At 69.7% G+C, this 14,938-nt stretch carries 15 protein-coding genes; 1 reads left to right on the top strand and 14 read right to left on the bottom strand.

Annotated features, from left to right (window positions below; translation table 11 throughout):
* A partial coding sequence (locus QH470_RS38165) for a DUF6918 family protein (protein ID WP_425302566.1) occupies nucleotides 1-93 on the top strand: 93 nt, incomplete at its 5' end.
* Between the two features lie 191 nt (nucleotides 94-284).
* Here the strand turns inward: QH470_RS38165 and QH470_RS00430 are convergent.
* The 14 genes from QH470_RS00430 to QH470_RS00495 all read right to left on the bottom strand — a co-directional run bounded on the left by QH470_RS00430 (nucleotide 285) and on the right by QH470_RS00495 (nucleotide 14,725).
* Nucleotides 285-590, bottom strand: coding sequence for a DUF2469 domain-containing protein (locus QH470_RS00430; RefSeq protein WP_011210678.1), 306 nt, complete (start codon nucleotides 588-590; stop codon nucleotides 285-287).
* 45 nt (nucleotides 591-635) lie between these two features.
* On the bottom strand, nucleotides 636-1,394 hold the full coding sequence (locus tag QH470_RS00435; protein ID WP_280270228.1) for a ribonuclease HII: 759 nt from the start codon (nucleotides 1,392-1,394) through the stop codon (nucleotides 636-638).
* A gap of 139 nt (nucleotides 1,395-1,533) precedes the next feature.
* On the bottom strand, nucleotides 1,534-2,358 hold the full coding sequence (lepB, locus tag QH470_RS00440) for a signal peptidase I (RefSeq protein WP_400179202.1): 825 nt from the start codon (nucleotides 2,356-2,358) through the stop codon (nucleotides 1,534-1,536).
* A 111-nt stretch (nucleotides 2,359-2,469) separates the two neighbouring features.
* On the bottom strand, nucleotides 2,470-2,811 hold the full coding sequence (gene rplS / locus QH470_RS00445) for a 50S ribosomal protein L19 (protein ID WP_280270219.1): 342 nt from the start codon (nucleotides 2,809-2,811) through the stop codon (nucleotides 2,470-2,472).
* Nucleotides 2,812-3,005: 194 nt separating this feature from the next.
* Complete coding sequence (locus QH470_RS00450; protein WP_280270220.1) at nucleotides 3,006-3,869, bottom strand: hypothetical protein; 864 nt, start codon at nucleotides 3,867-3,869, stop codon at nucleotides 3,006-3,008.
* Nucleotides 3,870-4,140: 271 nt separating this feature from the next.
* On the bottom strand, nucleotides 4,141-6,603 hold the full coding sequence (locus QH470_RS00455) for a Tex family protein (RefSeq protein ID WP_280270221.1): 2,463 nt from the start codon (nucleotides 6,601-6,603) through the stop codon (nucleotides 4,141-4,143).
* 207 nt (nucleotides 6,604-6,810) lie between these two features.
* Nucleotides 6,811-7,527, bottom strand: coding sequence for a tRNA (guanosine(37)-N1)-methyltransferase TrmD (gene trmD, locus QH470_RS00460; protein ID WP_280270222.1), 717 nt, complete (start codon nucleotides 7,525-7,527; stop codon nucleotides 6,811-6,813).
* A gap of 3 nt (nucleotides 7,528-7,530) precedes the next feature.
* Nucleotides 7,531-8,055 (bottom strand): ribosome maturation factor RimM, encoded by a 525-nt coding sequence (gene rimM / locus QH470_RS00465; protein ID WP_280270223.1) that lies wholly within the window; start codon nucleotides 8,053-8,055, stop codon nucleotides 7,531-7,533.
* Nucleotides 8,056-8,298, bottom strand: a complete 243-nt coding sequence (locus tag QH470_RS00470) for an RNA-binding protein (protein ID WP_187687654.1) — start codon at nucleotides 8,296-8,298, stop codon at nucleotides 8,056-8,058.
* Entirely contained in the window at nucleotides 8,295-8,723 is a 429-nt protein-coding gene (gene rpsP, locus QH470_RS00475) for a 30S ribosomal protein S16 (RefSeq protein WP_280270224.1), read from the bottom strand. The genes QH470_RS00470 and rpsP overlap by 4 nt, the downstream gene beginning before the upstream one ends.
* A gap of 268 nt (nucleotides 8,724-8,991) precedes the next feature.
* On the bottom strand, nucleotides 8,992-10,092 hold the full coding sequence (locus tag QH470_RS00480; protein ID WP_280270225.1) for an amidohydrolase family protein: 1,101 nt from the start codon (nucleotides 10,090-10,092) through the stop codon (nucleotides 8,992-8,994).
* Nucleotides 10,093-10,164: 72 nt separating this feature from the next.
* A complete protein-coding gene (gene ffh, locus QH470_RS00485; RefSeq protein ID WP_280270226.1) occupies nucleotides 10,165-11,739 on the bottom strand; it encodes a signal recognition particle protein in 1,575 nt (524 codons plus the stop codon).
* A 66-nt stretch (nucleotides 11,740-11,805) separates the two neighbouring features.
* Nucleotides 11,806-12,117, bottom strand: a complete 312-nt coding sequence (locus tag QH470_RS00490) for a hypothetical protein (RefSeq protein ID WP_280270227.1) — start codon at nucleotides 12,115-12,117, stop codon at nucleotides 11,806-11,808.
* Between the two features lie 190 nt (nucleotides 12,118-12,307).
* On the bottom strand, nucleotides 12,308-14,725 hold the full coding sequence (locus QH470_RS00495; RefSeq protein ID WP_280270230.1) for a [protein-PII] uridylyltransferase: 2,418 nt from the start codon (nucleotides 14,723-14,725) through the stop codon (nucleotides 12,308-12,310).
* Nucleotides 14,726-14,938 lie beyond the last annotated feature (213 nt).

Here is a 14,938-nt window from a genome sequence, read left to right on the forward strand (position 1 = left end):
AAGGCGTACTCCGCGGTGCGCTCCTCGGCGAAAAAGCATGTGACCGAGGCCCTCCCGCGCGTGGGCGACCTGGTCCAGCGGCACGCTGGATAATTGGCCGCGGCTTGATAATTGGCCGCCCCGTAGGGGCGGCGGGGCCCGCCCCGCCCCCCCCCCCACCCCCGCCGCCGCCACCACCAAACACCCCTGACCATGGCCCCATAAAACCCGCCGCAGCGAAGCGGAGGCCAAAAACCCAGCAGCGATCCCCCGCCACCCCAACCACCCACCCCAAAGCCCCCCAATTACTCAGGCAACCTCAAATCCGGCTTCTCCAACTCCTCGATATTCACATCCTTGAACGTAATAACCCGCACATGCTTCACGAACCGAGCCGGCCGATACATGTCCCAAACCCAAGCGTCCGACATGCGTACCTCGAAGTACACCTCCCCGTCGGCGTTCTGCGGTCGCAGCTCGACGGAGTTGGCGAGGTAGAAGCGGCGTTCGGTCTCCACCACGTACGAGAACTGGCCGACGATGTCCTTGTACTCGCGATACAGCGAGAGTTCCATCTCGGTTTCGTATTTCTCGAGGTCCTCGGCGCTCATCTGGTGGAACGTCCTCCTTCTCGCCACGACGCGGTGCTGACCACATCATCTCGCATGGGCGGTGCCGGTAGCCACTCGCCTGGTTCCGGGCATGTCCGGCGCGGCGATCTCCGCGTCCGGTTCGATCATTTCCGCCGCCAGCTCTGCCTCCGTCAGTTCGTCTTCGACCTCGATCACCTCGGCCTGGCCGTTGAGCCGCACGTTCCGCCAGGATCGGCGGTGTTCGCTGCTCGGGCCGAGTTCTCGCAGGGCCGCCAGGTGTTCGGGTGTGTTGTAACCCTTGTGGCCGGCGAAGCCGTAGCCGGGTAGCCGCCGGTCCATGTCGACCATGATGTGGTCGCGGGTGACCTTCGCGAGGATGCTGGCCGCCGCGATGCAGGCCGCGGCCGCGTCCCCGCCGATCACCGGCAGCGACGGCACCGTGATGCCGGGCACCCGGAATCCGTCGGTGAGCACGTAGCCGGGTTCGATGCCCAGCCCGGCCACCGCCCGCCGCATGCCCTCGATGTTCGCGACGTGGATGCCGATGGCGTCGATCTCCCAGGCCGGGATCACGACCACCTGCCACGCGAGCGCCCGCCGCTTGATGATCGGGAACAGCCGCTCCCTGGTCGCCTCCGTGAGCTTCTTGGAGTCGTCCAGGTCGGCCAGCGAGTCGTACGCCTTGGGCGCCAGCAGGCATGAAGCCACCACCAGCGGCCCGGCGCAGCACCCGCGCCCGGCTTCGTCCACGCCCGCGACCGGACCGAGCCCGCTGCGGATCAGCGCCGCCTCCAGGGTGCGCAGGCCACCGGCCTTGCGCATCACCACCCGCGGCGGCCAATCTCCACTGCGGACAGCGATGGGTCGAATCCCTTTGCCGCCCTTACTCTTGCGGACGGCGCGCTGCTGATTCCGCGCCACAACTCCCACCATTCGATTATGTCTGCCCGACGCGCGCCACTCAGCTCTGGGGATCCTGCGAACGGATCGGCCCGATCCGGTTGGGCGGCCAGATCTTGAACACCGCCTTGCCGCGGATGTCGTCGACAGGCACGGTGCCGGAGTACTCGTCGTCGACGTGGGCGCGCGAGTCGGCGGATTCGTTGCGATTGTCGCCCATCACCCAGACATTCCCGTCGGGCACTTTGATCGGGCCGAATTCCCGTCCGCGCGGGTTGATCGACAGGCCGCCCGCAGTCTTCACGGCGTACGGCAGACCCGGCTGGTACGGGTAGTTGTAGTGCGCGTACGGCTCGTCGAGGGGTTTGCCGTCGACCATCACCCGGCCTTCGGTGTCGCAACACTGCACGGTCTGCCCGCCGGTCGCGATCACGCGTTTGACCAGGTCGTTCTCGTCCGGCGGGACCAGCCCGAAGAACGAGAAGAAGTTCTGCACGCCGCGGACGACGACGTTCCCGGACCGGTTGGAACGGTAGGCCTTGTTCCAGGAGTTGCTCGGCCCCACGAACACCACGACGTCGCCGGGTCCCGGGTCGCCGAAGTCGTAGCTGAGCTTCTCGACGTAGATGCGGTCGCCGGTGCAACCGGCGCAACCGTGCAGGGTCGGTTCCATCGACTGTGACGGAATCACGTACGGACGGCCGATGAAGGTCACCACGAGCGCGGCGATTACCGCGGCGATCACGATGAGGATCGGCAGCTCCTGCCAGAACGGGCGCTGCTTCTTCTGCTTCTTCGATCGCGCGCGCCGTTGCCTCGGCGTGGTTGCCCCTGCGCGTTCGTCATCCGCTCCGGATACCCGCACCGAGTCGATTTCGTCTGCCACGCCGAACAGCGTAGCCCGGCGGTCTGACGGGACGCGCGCTGCCGCCCCGGCGGCGGGAAAGGAAAAACCCCCGGCCGACCGGCCGGGGGTTTCTCGGGGGAAGTCGCCGTCTCAGCGCTTTTCCTTGATCTTGGCGGCCTTGCCGCGCAGATCGCGCAGGTAGTACAGCTTGGCCCGGCGGACGTCACCGCGGGTCACGACATCGATGTGGTCGATGTTGGGGCTGTGCACCGGGAAGGTGCGCTCGACGCCGACACCGAAGGAGATCTTGCGGACCGTGAAGGTCTCGCGGATGCCGCCACCCTGGCGCCGGATGACGGCGCCCTTGAAGACCTGGATGCGCTCCTTGTTGCCTTCGATGACCTTCACGTGCACGTTGACGGTGTCGCCCGGCCGGAAGTCGGGGACATCGGTGCGCAGCGACTTTTCGTCGACGAAGTCGAGGGTGTTCATTTCCGTCCTTTGGAAGTTCGCGTGAACAGAGGAACCTGGCGGCTCTAGCTCGACCGGTTCGTGCTCCGGATATGGGCGGTGCGCTGGGCCTACTTCGCCCAGGGCAACCCCGCTATTGTGCCAGACCCAGGGATCGGACAGTTACTCGGGTTGCCGACCGGGTGACCTGCCGGTATATCGCTCCGAGTGCGAGGTCAGTCCGCCACTTTACGGCCGACGCGCAGCGGATGCGGCGGGGCGGGTGCGGGTACCACGCGGCGGGCCAGTTCCTCCTCGGTCGCCCGCCGCACGTGCGCGACATCGGGGCTGCCCGCGATCAGATCCTGCACGAAGATCTTGGCCCGGATGACCGGCCGCCGATAGCGGCGTTCGCGCCGGATCGCCCGCTGCATGAGTTTGGTCCGGCCCGCGTACCGCCAGCGCGCCCAGGGCGCGCCAGGGCGGCTCAGCCGCAGCGTGCCGACGACCAGCAGCGGGAGGAAGAACATGCCGAACAGTCCGGTCCAGATCTTGCCCTTGGCGATGACGATCGCGGCGAGGGCGAGATTTCCGATCGCGAAGAGGGCGAGCAGGATCCGGCCCAATTCGCTGCCGTCGTACCGGATGTCGTTGACCTCCAGCAACCACAGCGGATGGAACCCGAGCAGCAGCAGGCCCGTGACCGCAAGCGCCACGAACACGGCGTCGACGGAGGTGCGGCCCTGTTCCTCCCAGTACACGTCACGCAGGTAGTAGATGAGCGCGAACTCGTCGAGCACGAGCGCCGCCCCGACACCGAACGCGGCGGCCAGCGCGCTGAAGGGGCCGACCCCGCTGCCGTACGACGCCACCAGCCCGATCCCGGACAGCAGCACCAGCACCACGCCGAACACCATGTGGTGAATGTGCACGTCGCCGGCGCGCAGGTTGCCGGGCCACCAGCGCACCCGTTTGCGAATCAGCCGGACGCTCAACCGGATCAGCAGGAATCCGACGATGAAGCCGAGCAGGAAACACAGCAGCGGCAGGCGTCCCTGCGCCATGACGGAGTCGTCGAGCCACCGTCGTATTGCTGCCATGTCCCCATCGCTCCGGCCGTGGATATGCGATCACTGTCGGCATGCGGACGCCACGCTCAACGCCCGACCCGCCTCAGCCACATTGTGCAGCAATCTCGTGACACCCAGCCGAACCGCACGCAACACACCGCACAACCCGCCGGGCCGGATGCTCGCCGGAACGCTGCGTGCGGGCCTGAGCCGATCCGGCCCACGCGAAGATCACCCGGCAGGACCGATCGCCCGACTGTCACAGGCCCGAGGTCCGGGTCGCCTGTGAACGGTGCGGTGATTACTTGCCGAAGCCCGCCCGGCGCAGTGCGTCGGCCATGGCCCCGTTGCTGGGCGCGGGAGCGTTGCGGCGCTGCTGGTTTCGAGCCTGCCCGCCACGATTCTGGCCGCCGCCTTGGCCGCCGCGGTTCTGGGTGTCGCCGCCTTGGCCGCCGCGAGGCTGGCCGCCGCGGTTCTGGCCCTGCGGGCGCTGGCCGCCGCGCTGGCCCTGGCCGCCCTTCTCCGGCTTGCCGGGCTCGTCGTCCAGGCGCAGGCTCAGGCCGATGCGCTGGCGGGCCACGTCGACCTCCAGCACCTTGACCTTCACCACATCGCCGGACTTGACGACCTCGCGCGGGTCGCGGACGAAGTTGTGCGACATGGCCGAGACATGCACCAGGCCGTCCTGATGCACGCCGATGTCGACGAACGCGCCGAAGGCGGCCACATTGGTGACCACGCCCTCCAGCACCATGCCCGGCTGCAGGTCGGCGACCTTCTCGACACCGGCCGCGAACTCGGCGGTCTTGAACTCCGGGCGCGGGTCGCGGCCGGGCTTCTCCAGCTCGGCGATGATGTCGGTGACGGTCGGGAGGCCGAACCGCTCGTCGGTGAACTCGGCGGGGCGCAGCGACTTCAGCACGGTGTTGTTGCCGATGATCTCGAGCACGCCGCGGCCGGTGCTGTCGACGATGCGCCGCACCACCGGGTACGCCTCGGGGTGCACCGCGGAGTTGTCGAGCGGGTCGTCACCCTCGCGGATGCGCAGGAAGCCCGCGCACTGCTCGAATGCCTTCGGGCCCAGTCGCGGCACCTCGCGCAAGGCGGTGCGATTGCGGAACGGGCCGTTCTGATCACGGTGCGCCACAATGGATTCCGCGACCGAGGTGGACACGCCCGACACCCGCGCCAGCAGCGGCACCGAGGCGGTGTTGACGTCCACGCCGACCGCGTTCACCGCATCCTCGACCACCGCGCCCAGCGAGCGGGCCAGCAGTGTCTCCGATACGTCGTGCTGGTACTGGCCGACGCCGATGGACTTGGGGTCGATCTTCACCAGCTCGGCCAGCGGGTCCTGCAGGCGGCGGGCGATGGAGACCGCGCCGCGCAGCGACACGTCCAGTTCCGGCAGTTCCTGGGAGGCGTAGGCCGACGCCGAGTACACCGACGCCCCGGCCTCGGACACCACGATCTTGGTCGGCTTGTTCTCGGGGATGCGCGAGATGAGTTCGACGGCAAGGGCATCGGTCTCGCGCGAGGCGGTGCCGTTGCCGATGGCGATCAGCTCGACGCCGAAACGGGCGACCAGCGCGCCGAGAACGGCGAGCGATTTCTCGGTCTGCCCCTGCGGCTTGTGCGGGTAGATGGTCTCGGTGGCCACGACCTTGCCGGTGCCGTCCACGACCGCCACCTTGACGCCGGTGCGGAACCCCGGGTCCAGGCCCATCGTGGTGCGGGTGCCGGCGGGCGCGGCGAGCAGCAGATCGCGCAGGTTCGCGGCGAACACGTCGACCGCGTCCTTCTCGGCGGACTGCCGCAGCCGCATCCGGATATCGATGCCGAGACTCACCTGCAGCTTGGTGCGCCACGCCCAGCGGACCGTGTCCAGCAGCCAGCCGTCGGCCGGGCGGCCCCGGTCGGCGATATCGAACTTCAGCGCGATGCGGCCCTCGTAGATCGACCGCTCGCCCGGCTCCGGCTCCTCGATATCGGGCTCGAGGTGCAGCGTGAGCACCTCTTCCTTCTCGCCGCGCAGCAGCGCCAGGATCCGGTGCGAGGGCAGTTTGGTGAACGGCTCGCCGAACTCGAAGTAGTCGGCGAATTTGGCGCCGGCCTCCTCCTTGCCGGGCCGCACCCGCGAGGTGACCTGACCGCGGTTCCACATCAGCTCACGCAGCTCGCCCACCAGGTCGGCGTCCTCGGCGAAGCGCTCGACCAGAATGGCGCGGGCGCCGTCGAGCTGTTCGGCGCTGTACTGGGCCGGGTCGGTGGCGGGATCGCCGATCAGGGCGTCGGCGACCGGCTCGTGACCGGCCTCGCGCGCGATTTGCGCCTTGGTGCGCCGCTTGGGTTTGTACGGCAGGTAGATGTCCTCGAGGCGGGCCTTGGTCTCGGCGAGCATGAGCTGCTGCTCGAGGGCAGCGTCCAATTTGCCCTGGCCGCGAATGGATTCCAGAATCGACGCCCGGCGCTCGTCCAGTTCGCGCAGGTAGTACAGGCGCTCCTCGAGCTGACGCAGCTGCGCGTCGTCGAGCCCGCCGGTGACCTCCTTGCGGTATCGGGCGATGAACGGCACGGTGGAGCCGCCGTCGAGTAGCTCCACGGCGGCGCGTACCTGCTCGTCGCGCACGCTCAGCTCGTCGGCGATGCGACGGCTGACGGTGCCGAGGCGAACGGTCCCGACGACCGGCGGATCGGCCGAGACGGAACCAGCGGCTGCGGTGCTGACGGGTCCGGCGCTGGCGGATTCTGGGGCTGTCGTCACGCTCGCAGACACTACCGTCGCCCGCCGACAGCAAACCACAGCCCCGCGCCCGAAGTGCCGCAGCCGCATTCGCTTACGTTCGCCCCGACCGCCTCAACAGCGGCAACAGGAGACGGCACACCGAGGAAACTCGCCGAACGGAATCGCGGCCGACCATTCTCGCCGTGTCACACGGAATTGTGTCCGCTCAGGCCGGACACCTCTCGGCTACCCGCCTTCCGGAACGTCCGCGGGCAGCAGGTCCGGGCGACGGGCGCGGGTGCGGGCCAGAGATTGTTCGCGCCGCCAGGCCTCGATCCGGGCGTGGTTGCCCGACAGCAGGATCTCGGGGACCTCGAGCCCGCGCCAGCTGACCGGGCGGGTATAGCTGGGCCCTTCGAGCAGGCCGTCGGAGAACGAATCCTGTTGATGGGACAGCTGATTGCCGAGCACCCCGGGCACGAGCCGCACCACCGCCTCGGCCATCACCAGCACCGCGGCCTCGCCGCCGATCAGCACGTAGTCGCCGATGCTGACCTCCTCGACGCGCACCCGGCGCGCGGCGTCGTCGAAGACGCGCTGGTCGATGCCCTCGTAGCGGCCGCAGGCGAATACCAGATGCCGTTCACCGGCCCAGCGTTCGGCGGTGGCCTGGGTGAACGGGACGCCGGCGGGCGTGGGCACCACCAGCAGCGCCTCGTCGGGGCACACCTCGTCCAGGGCGTCTCCCCAGACGGTCGGTTTCATGACCATGCCGGGACCGCCGCCGTACGGTGCGTCGTCCACCGCCTGATGGACGTCGTGCGTCCACCGCCGCAGGTTGTGCACGCCGAGTTCGACGATCCCCTTGTCGATCGCCTTGCCCAGCAATGCCGTTCGCAGCGGCTCCAGATACTCGGGGAAGATCGTGACGACATCGATGCGGAGCGCGGCGTCGGCACTCATTGCTCACTCCTTGTCGAGCAGTCCCTCGGGCGGATCGATGACGACCAGGCCCTCGGCCAGTGACACGGTGGGCACGATCGCGGTCACGAACGGCACCAGGATCTCGCGCCCGTCTTCCGCGGCGCGCACCGAAAGCAGTTCTCCCGCAGCGGAATGCAGCACCTCGGTCACCGTGCCGACGACCGTGCCGTCGCCGAGCCGCACGGTCAGGCCCTCGAGTTCGTGGTCGTAGAACTCGTCCGGATCCTGCGACGGCGGCAGATCGGCGGTATCGATGAGAAAGAGCATGCCGCGCAACGCGTCCGCGGCCGTACGGTCGGCAATGCCTCGCAGGCACAGCAGCAGTCGGCCCGAGTGCTCCCGGACCGACTCCACCGTGTGTTGCTGCGTCTGCTGCGACCGGGGCAATCGCCCGCGCAGCACCGTGCCGGGCGCGAACCTCGCCTCGGGATCATCGGTACGCACCTCGACCACGAGTTCGCCGCGCACGCCGTGCGACCTGGCGACCCGTCCGACGACGAGTTCCATCTACTGGTCGGTGTCGACCACGTCGACCCGGATCCCCCGGCCGCCGATACCGGCGACGAGGGTGCGCAGCGCCGTCGCGGTGCGTCCGCCGCGGCCGATCACCTTGCCCAGATCCTCCGGGTGGACATGCACCTCGACGGTGCGCCCGCGCCGGCTGGTGATCAGCTCGACGCGGACGTCGTCGGGATTGGCGACGATGCCGCGCACCAGGTGCTCGACGGCATCGGCGACGACGGCGCTCATGCCTCGGCGGTCTCGGTCTCGGCCTCGTCGGCCTTCTTCGCGGCCTTCTTCTTCGGGGTCACGGCCTCGGCGACCGGCTCGCTGTCGGCGGCGGCCAGCGCGGCGTTGAACAGGTCCAGCTTGCTCGGCTTGGCCGCCTTGACCTTGAGGGTGCCCTCGGCGCCCGGCAGGCCCTTGAACTTCTGCCAGTCGCCGGTGATCTCGAGGATGCGCTTGACCGGCTCGGTCGGCTGCGCGCCGACGCCCAGCCAGTACTGCACGCGCTCGGAGTCGACCTCGATCAGCGAGGGCTCTTCCTTCGGGTGGTACTTGCCGACGCTCTCGATGGCGCGGCCGTCGCGGCGGGTGCGCGCGTCGGCGACGACGATGCGGTACTGCGGGTTGCGGATCTTTCCGAGCCGCGTGAGCTTGATCTTGACAGCCATGGCTGTTGCCTTTCGGTGGTGGCCGCCCGCGGGCAGCCGGTTGGTCACGGCGCAATTCAGCGACCCACACGGATGCGGGCCCGGTTTTGCGTAGAGTGTGTGACCGCCGCGCGGTACGTAACCGGAGACGGGCTGACACTGTCCCGAGATCGGCGCCCGCGGCACGAGCCGTGGTCACCGAGGAGGACGGTCGATCATTCTGCCAGACTCCCCCCGACCACATGAAATCGGCTCGGCCGGGGTCCGGGATCGCCCCCGATGCGCGAGTTCAGCGGTGGGCGGTGACCGGGTCGCGGCGATTGTGGACCCGCCCGCGCAACACCACGAACGCGGGCGCCGCGAGGACCTCAGGCCCGGTCCGGGGATCGGCGTCGTAGACCACGAAATCGGCCGGTGCGCCCGGTTCGATGCCGGGACGGCCCAGCCACTCCCGCGCCCGCCACGAGGCCGCGCCCAGCGCCTCGTCCGGCGTCAGGCCCGCACCGGCGAGCGCGTCGATCTCGTCGGCGATACGGCCGTGCCGGATCGAGCCGCCGGCATCGGTGCCGGTGTAGATGGGCACCCCGGCGGCGTGGGCGGCGGCGACGGTGTCGCGGACGCGGCGGTGCAGATCGCGCATGTGCGCGGCGTAGACGGGGAACTTCGCCGCACTGTCGGCGATGTCGGGGAAGGTATCGATATTGATCAAGGTGGGTACCAGGGCAGTGCCGTGGCGCACCATCATCTCGAGGGTCTCGTCGGTGAGGCCGGTGCCGTGTTCCAGGCAGTCGATACCGGCGCCGATCAGGCCGGGCAGCGCGTCCTCGCCGAAGACGTGCGCGGTGACGCGGGCGCCTTCGCGATGCGCGGCGTCGATGGCCTCCTTCAGGACGGCGTCGCTCCACAGCGGCCGCAGATCGCCGACGGAACGGTCGATCCAGTCGCCGACGATCTTGACCCAGCCGTCGCCGACGCGGGCCTGTTCGGCGACGATGTCCGGCAGGTCGCGCTCGTCGTCCAGTTCGATGCCCAGTTCGCGGATGTAGCGCTTGGGCCGGGCGATGTGGCGGCCCGCGCGGATGATCCGCGGCAGGTCCTCGCGGTCGTCGATGAACCGGGTGTCGATGGGCGAGCCCGCGTCGCGCAGCAGCAACGCGCCCGCGTCACGCTCGGTCTCGGCCTGGGCGACGGCGCCCGCGCGGTCCTCGTGCCCGCCGCCGTACCGGATGCCGACGTGGCAGTGGGCGTCCACCAGGCCCGGCACGATCCACCCTGTGCGACACAGGGTTTCGGCGTCTCGCACGGGCTCGAAGGAGATCAGGCCGTCGTGCACCCACAGGTCCCGGACCTCGTCTCCCGGGAGTACCACTCCCCGCAGGTGCAGTCGCATCGCGCCTCCTGGTCGCAACGGTGTGCCTCACACGCGGTCGGTGCCACGGCCCGCTCCGACCGGGCGCGGAAGCTATTTCTGCTTGGGGTTCATCAGCTTCGACAGGTCGAAGCCCTCGAGGCCGGGGGGCAGCTCGTCGAGGCCCGCGGGCATGTTCGACAGGTCCGGCATACCGCCGGGCATGCCGCCCGGGGGCATCGCGGGCATGCCGGGGAAACCACCACGCACCTTCGGCGGCGTCGGCCCGCGCCCGCCCTTCTTGCCCTTCTTCCCCTTCTTGCCCTTGGCATTTCGGCGAGCGCCGCCGGGCATGCCCATCTGGCGGCCCATCTGCGCCATCATCTTCCGGGCCTCGAAGAAGCGGTCGACCAGCTGGTTCACATCGGTCACCGTGACACCCGAACCGTTGGCGATGCGCAGCCGCCGGGAGGCGTTGATGATCTTGGGGTTGGCGCGCTCGGCGGGCGTCATGCCGCGGATGATGGCCTGCACCCGGTCCAGTTGCTTGTCGTCGACCTGAGCCAGCGCGTCCTTCATCTGGCCCGCGCCGGGCAGCATGCCGAGCAGGTTGCCGATCGGACCCATCTTCCGGATCGCCAGCATCTGATCGAGGAAGTCCTCGAGAGTCAGCTCGCCGGAGCCGATCTTGCGCGCGGCCTCCTCGGCCTGCTGCTGGTCGTAGACCTGCTCCGCCTGCTCGATCAGCGTGAGCAGATCGCCCATGCCCAGGATGCGGCTCGACATCCGGTCCGGGTGGAAGACGTCGAAGTCCTCGAGCTTCTCACCGGTGGAGGCGAACAGGATCGGCTGACCGGTCACCTCGCGCACCGACAGCGCGGCGCCACCGCGGGCGTCGCCGTCCAGCTTGGTGAGCACCACACCGGTGAACCCGACGCCGTCGCGGAACGCCTCGGCGGTGCTGACCGCGTCCTGGCCGACCATGGCGTCGAGGACGAACAGGATCTCGTCGGGCTGCACGGCATCGCGAATGCCCGCGGCCTGCCCCATCATCTCCGCGTCGATGCCGAGGCGGCCCGCGGTGTCGACGATGACGACGTCGTACTGCTTGCCGCGCGCCTCCTCGATGCCCTTGCGCGCCACGTCGATCGGTTCGCTGACCGAGATGCCCTGCGGGTGCTCGCCGCCGATCGAGGTTCCCGGGTGCGGCGCGAACACCGGCACACCGGCCCGCTCGCCCACCACCTGCAACTGCGTGACCGCGCCGGGCCGCTGCAGGTCGCAGGCCACCAGGAGCGGCGTATGCCCTTGCCCCTTCAGCCATTTCGCGAGCTTGCCCGCCAGGGTCGTCTTACCGGCGCCCTGCAGACCGGCGAGCATGATCACCGTCGGCGGGGTCTTGGCGTACTGCAACCGGCGGGTCTCGCCGCCGAGGATCCCGATAAGTTCCTCGTTGACGATCTTGACGACCTGCTGCGCTGGGTTCAGCGCCCCCGAGACCTCCGCGCCCTTGGCGCGCTCCTTGATGCGAGCGATGAACTGCCGCACCACCGGCAGTGCGACGTCGGCGTCGAGCAGGGCCAACCGGATCTCGCGAGCGGTCGCGTCGATATCGGCCGGTGACAGCCGCCCCTTGCCGCGCAGATCCTGTAGGGCACCGGTCAACCGGTCGGACAGGGATTCGAACACCGATCGCGCTCCTGGTATCTCGACGGACGTCACTCGACTTACCAGGGTATCGGGTCCGCCCCGAGGTCAGTCCAGCGAGCGTCGCCGCGGGCGCGGAGCCTGCCGGATGTCGTGGTCCTCCGAGGCCACCATGTACATCGCCTCGCGGGCGGTCAGCCCCAGTTCGAGAGCCATGTTGTCGAGCATCGCCCACTCCGCGTCGGTGGGGTCGTGGTCGGTGCCCGTGGAGGCGATGGTCATGGCCGTCACCGCCTGCTGACCGGTGAGCGTGCGGCCGGGTAGCCAGGACACCACCCAGCGGTCCCCGCCCACGCAGCGCGCGATGTGCCGGGTCAGATCGCTGGTCATCGTTGCTGCGGATACCACTTCAATAGCCACCGACCTGCTCCCCTCGTGCTCCGGACACCATGACAGGTACTGCGACAGCTCCGACGGAAGAACATCAAACGGTTCCGATATTAGAGTGGCCCGCGTCACACGAGCTACAGGTTGTAGCAAATTGCGCGCAACGATCTGATCAACCAGCAAATGACCAGTTTGCGCGAAAATATGCGGGCGGGGCGACCGCTCAGTAAATCGCTCCGGAGTCGGTGCCGCTGTCCGTTTCGGCGGGTTTCTTCGGTTCCGGCTGGGGAACCACCGCCAGCACCGCGGTTTCGATCCCGGCGCGCCGCTGAGGTGTGTCGTCGTCGCCCAGGTCCAGGCAGAAGGCGTCGACCACGGCCGATCCCAGCGTGACGACCTTGGCCCACCGCACGCTCGCCCCGGCGGCGGCCAGTGCCGCGGCCAATCGGCTGAGCAGCCCGATGCGGTCCTCGGCGCGCAGTTGCAGCAGCGCCTGGCCGGGCACGGCGGTGTCGGTCCAGATCACCCGCGGCTGGGCCTGGGCGTACGGGCCGACCCGCACGCTCGCCTCGCGTTCCTTCTTCGCCAGCATCGCGCCGGTGTTCAGATCGCCCTTGACCGCCCGGATCAATTCCTGCCGCAACAGACCGGCGTCCGGCGGGTCGCCGAACATCGGCGTCACCACGAACCGGTCGATCGCGATCCCGTCCGCACCGGCCAGCGACGCCGACAGCACCCGCAGCGAATGCAGCGCCAGCACCCCGGCCGCGTCCGACAGCAGTCCCGGTGTATCCGGCGCGATGACGGTGACGACGTGGGTGTAGCGGCCCTCGCCGGGCACCAGCTGGACGTGCACGCCGCCGGACTTCGCCTGCTCCAGCAGTTCGTCGGCGATCGGATCCGGTTGTGGCAGTGGCTCTCCCGCCATCACCAGGCGGCAGCGCCGGACCAGCTCACCGATCAAGGCGGCCTTCCAGTCGCCCCACACGCCGGGACCGGTGGCCAGGGAGTCGGCCTCGGCCAGGGTGTGCAGCAGTTCCAGCAGTTGCGGATCGCCGTCGAGCGCGTCGACCACCCGCTGCACCGTCTCGGGATCGCCGAGGTCGCGTTTGGTCGCGGTGTCCGGCAGCAGCAGGTGGTAGCGGACGATCGCCGACACGGTCCGCACGTCGGTGGGCCACAGCCCGAGCCGGCGGCCGATGTGGGTGGCGAGTTCGGCGCCGACGACGCTGTGGTCCTCGACCCGGCCCTTGCCGATGTCGTGCAGCAGCGCGCCCAGCAGCAGCAGATCGGGGCGCGACACCCGGGTGCCGAGCGCGCTCGCGTAGGCGACGGTCTCGACGAGGTGGCGGTCCACGGTCCAGGTGTGCATCGGGTCGCGGGGCGGCAGGTCCCGCACCGCCCCCCATTCCGGAAACAGCCTGCCCCACAAGCCCGTTCGATCCAGCGCCTCGACCGCGTCGACGGTGCCGCGCCCGGCGCCCAGCAGGACCAGCAGGTCGTTGAGCGCCTCGCGCGGCCACGGCTCGCGCAGTTCGGGGGCGTCCTCGGACAGCCGGTTGAGCGTGGTCGCCGCCATGGGCAGCCCGGTCTGCGCCGAGGCGGCGGCCACCCGCAGGATCAGGCCCGGATCCTTCTGCGGCCGCGCGTCGCGAGCCAGCACCACCTCGCCGGAGTGCTCGACCACCCCCTCATCGAGTGGTCGACGCACCGGCACCCGGCGCAGCCGGGCGAGTCCTCGACGCGGCAGGGCATTGCCCGCGGTACGCAGCCCGACGTCGACCGAATAGCCGACCGTGCGCGCGGCGTCGCTGAGCGTGCGGGCCAGATCGAAACGGTCCCCGATGCGCAGCGCGGCGCCGATCTCGTCGGCGTCCTGGGCACGGAGCTGATCGCGGGAGCGGCGCGCCACCCGGTGCAGCTCGGTCCGCACGTCGAGCAGGCGGCGATGCGCCTGCTTCAGTCCGCCGCCCGGCACGTCCGGGCCGAGACCGGGCATGGCGTCGGTCAGCTGGGCGATGGCCAGCGCGTCCAGCAGCTGGATGTCGCGCAGCCCGCCGCGGCCGTTCTTCAGGTCCGGTTCCGCGCGATGGGCGATCTCGCCGCCGCGCTTCCACCGGACCCGGGCCTGCTCCACCAATTCGCCGAAGCGCGAACGGATTCCGGTCCGCCACTCCCGGCGCACCCCGCCGATCAGCAGGTTGCTCAGCTCCTGATCGCCGACGATGTGCCGGGCCTCGAGCATGCCCAGTGCGGCGGTGAGATCCTCCGACGCCACCCGCAGCGCCTGCGGGACCGTGCGGACGCTGTGGTCGAGCTTGATGTGCGCGTCCCACAGCGGATACCACAGCTGATCGGCCACCTCGGCGACGCGTTTCGGGTCCACGTCGTCGTGCAGCAGCACCAGATCCAGGTCGGAGTACGGCATCATCTCCCGGCGGCCCAGTCCGCCGACTGCGACCACCGCGAGGCCGCTGTCGGCGGTGATGCCGAGTTCCGCGCCCTTGGTGGTGAGCCACAGATCGTGCAGATCCACCAGGGCCTGGCGCAGCGACTCGGCGTCCAGGCGAGGCCGGCGGGCATCACCGCCGTCGAGCAGTTGGTCTCGGGCACGCACCAGATCCGTTGCCCCGCCCGGCATGTCGTTGTTCGCCTGCAAACCCACAACCACCACCCATTCCGTGTTCCCGCGCACCCGGCGCGCGGGACGAACCGCGGACCCGCGCCGCCGGGTCCCATGCGCACGGCCCCCTCCCCGCCCGGGGCCCGCCCCGGGGCCGGGGGCCCCCCGCCGAGGGATGGTGTGGAGGGGGGGTGTTTGAGGAAAGAGCGGCGGCCCCCGCCGCCCCGGGCG

This window comes from Nocardia wallacei (genome assembly GCF_029868745.1).
GTDB lineage: Bacteria > Actinomycetota > Actinomycetes > Mycobacteriales > Mycobacteriaceae > Nocardia > Nocardia wallacei_B.

Bases quoted from the DNA above. Each gene is read 5' to 3' on its own strand.
- QH470_RS00430 (WP_011210678.1), bottom strand. From the start codon at position 590: ATGAGCGCCGAGGACCTCGAGAAATACGAAACCGAGATGGAACTCTCG.
- QH470_RS00435 (WP_280270228.1), bottom strand. From the start codon at position 1,394: ATGCGCAAGGCCGGTGGCCTGCGCACCCTGGAGGCGGCGCTGATCCGC.
- rplS (WP_280270219.1), bottom strand. From the start codon at position 2,811: ATGAACACCCTCGACTTCGTCGACGAAAAGTCGCTGCGCACCGATGTC.
- QH470_RS00450 (WP_280270220.1), bottom strand. From the start codon at position 3,869: ATGGCAGCAATACGACGGTGGCTCGACGACTCCGTCATGGCGCAGGGA.
- trmD (WP_280270222.1), bottom strand. From the start codon at position 7,527: ATGAGTGCCGACGCCGCGCTCCGCATCGATGTCGTCACGATCTTCCCC.
- rimM (WP_280270223.1), bottom strand. From the start codon at position 8,055: ATGGAACTCGTCGTCGGACGGGTCGCCAGGTCGCACGGCGTGCGCGGC.
- QH470_RS00470 (WP_187687654.1), bottom strand. From the start codon at position 8,298: ATGAGCGCCGTCGTCGCCGATGCCGTCGAGCACCTGGTGCGCGGCATC.
- rpsP (WP_280270224.1), bottom strand. From the start codon at position 8,723: ATGGCTGTCAAGATCAAGCTCACGCGGCTCGGAAAGATCCGCAACCCG.
- QH470_RS00480 (WP_280270225.1), bottom strand. From the start codon at position 10,092: ATGCGACTGCACCTGCGGGGAGTGGTACTCCCGGGAGACGAGGTCCGG.
- QH470_RS00495 (WP_280270230.1), bottom strand. From the start codon at position 14,725: ATGCCGGGCGGGGCAACGGATCTGGTGCGTGCCCGAGACCAACTGCTC.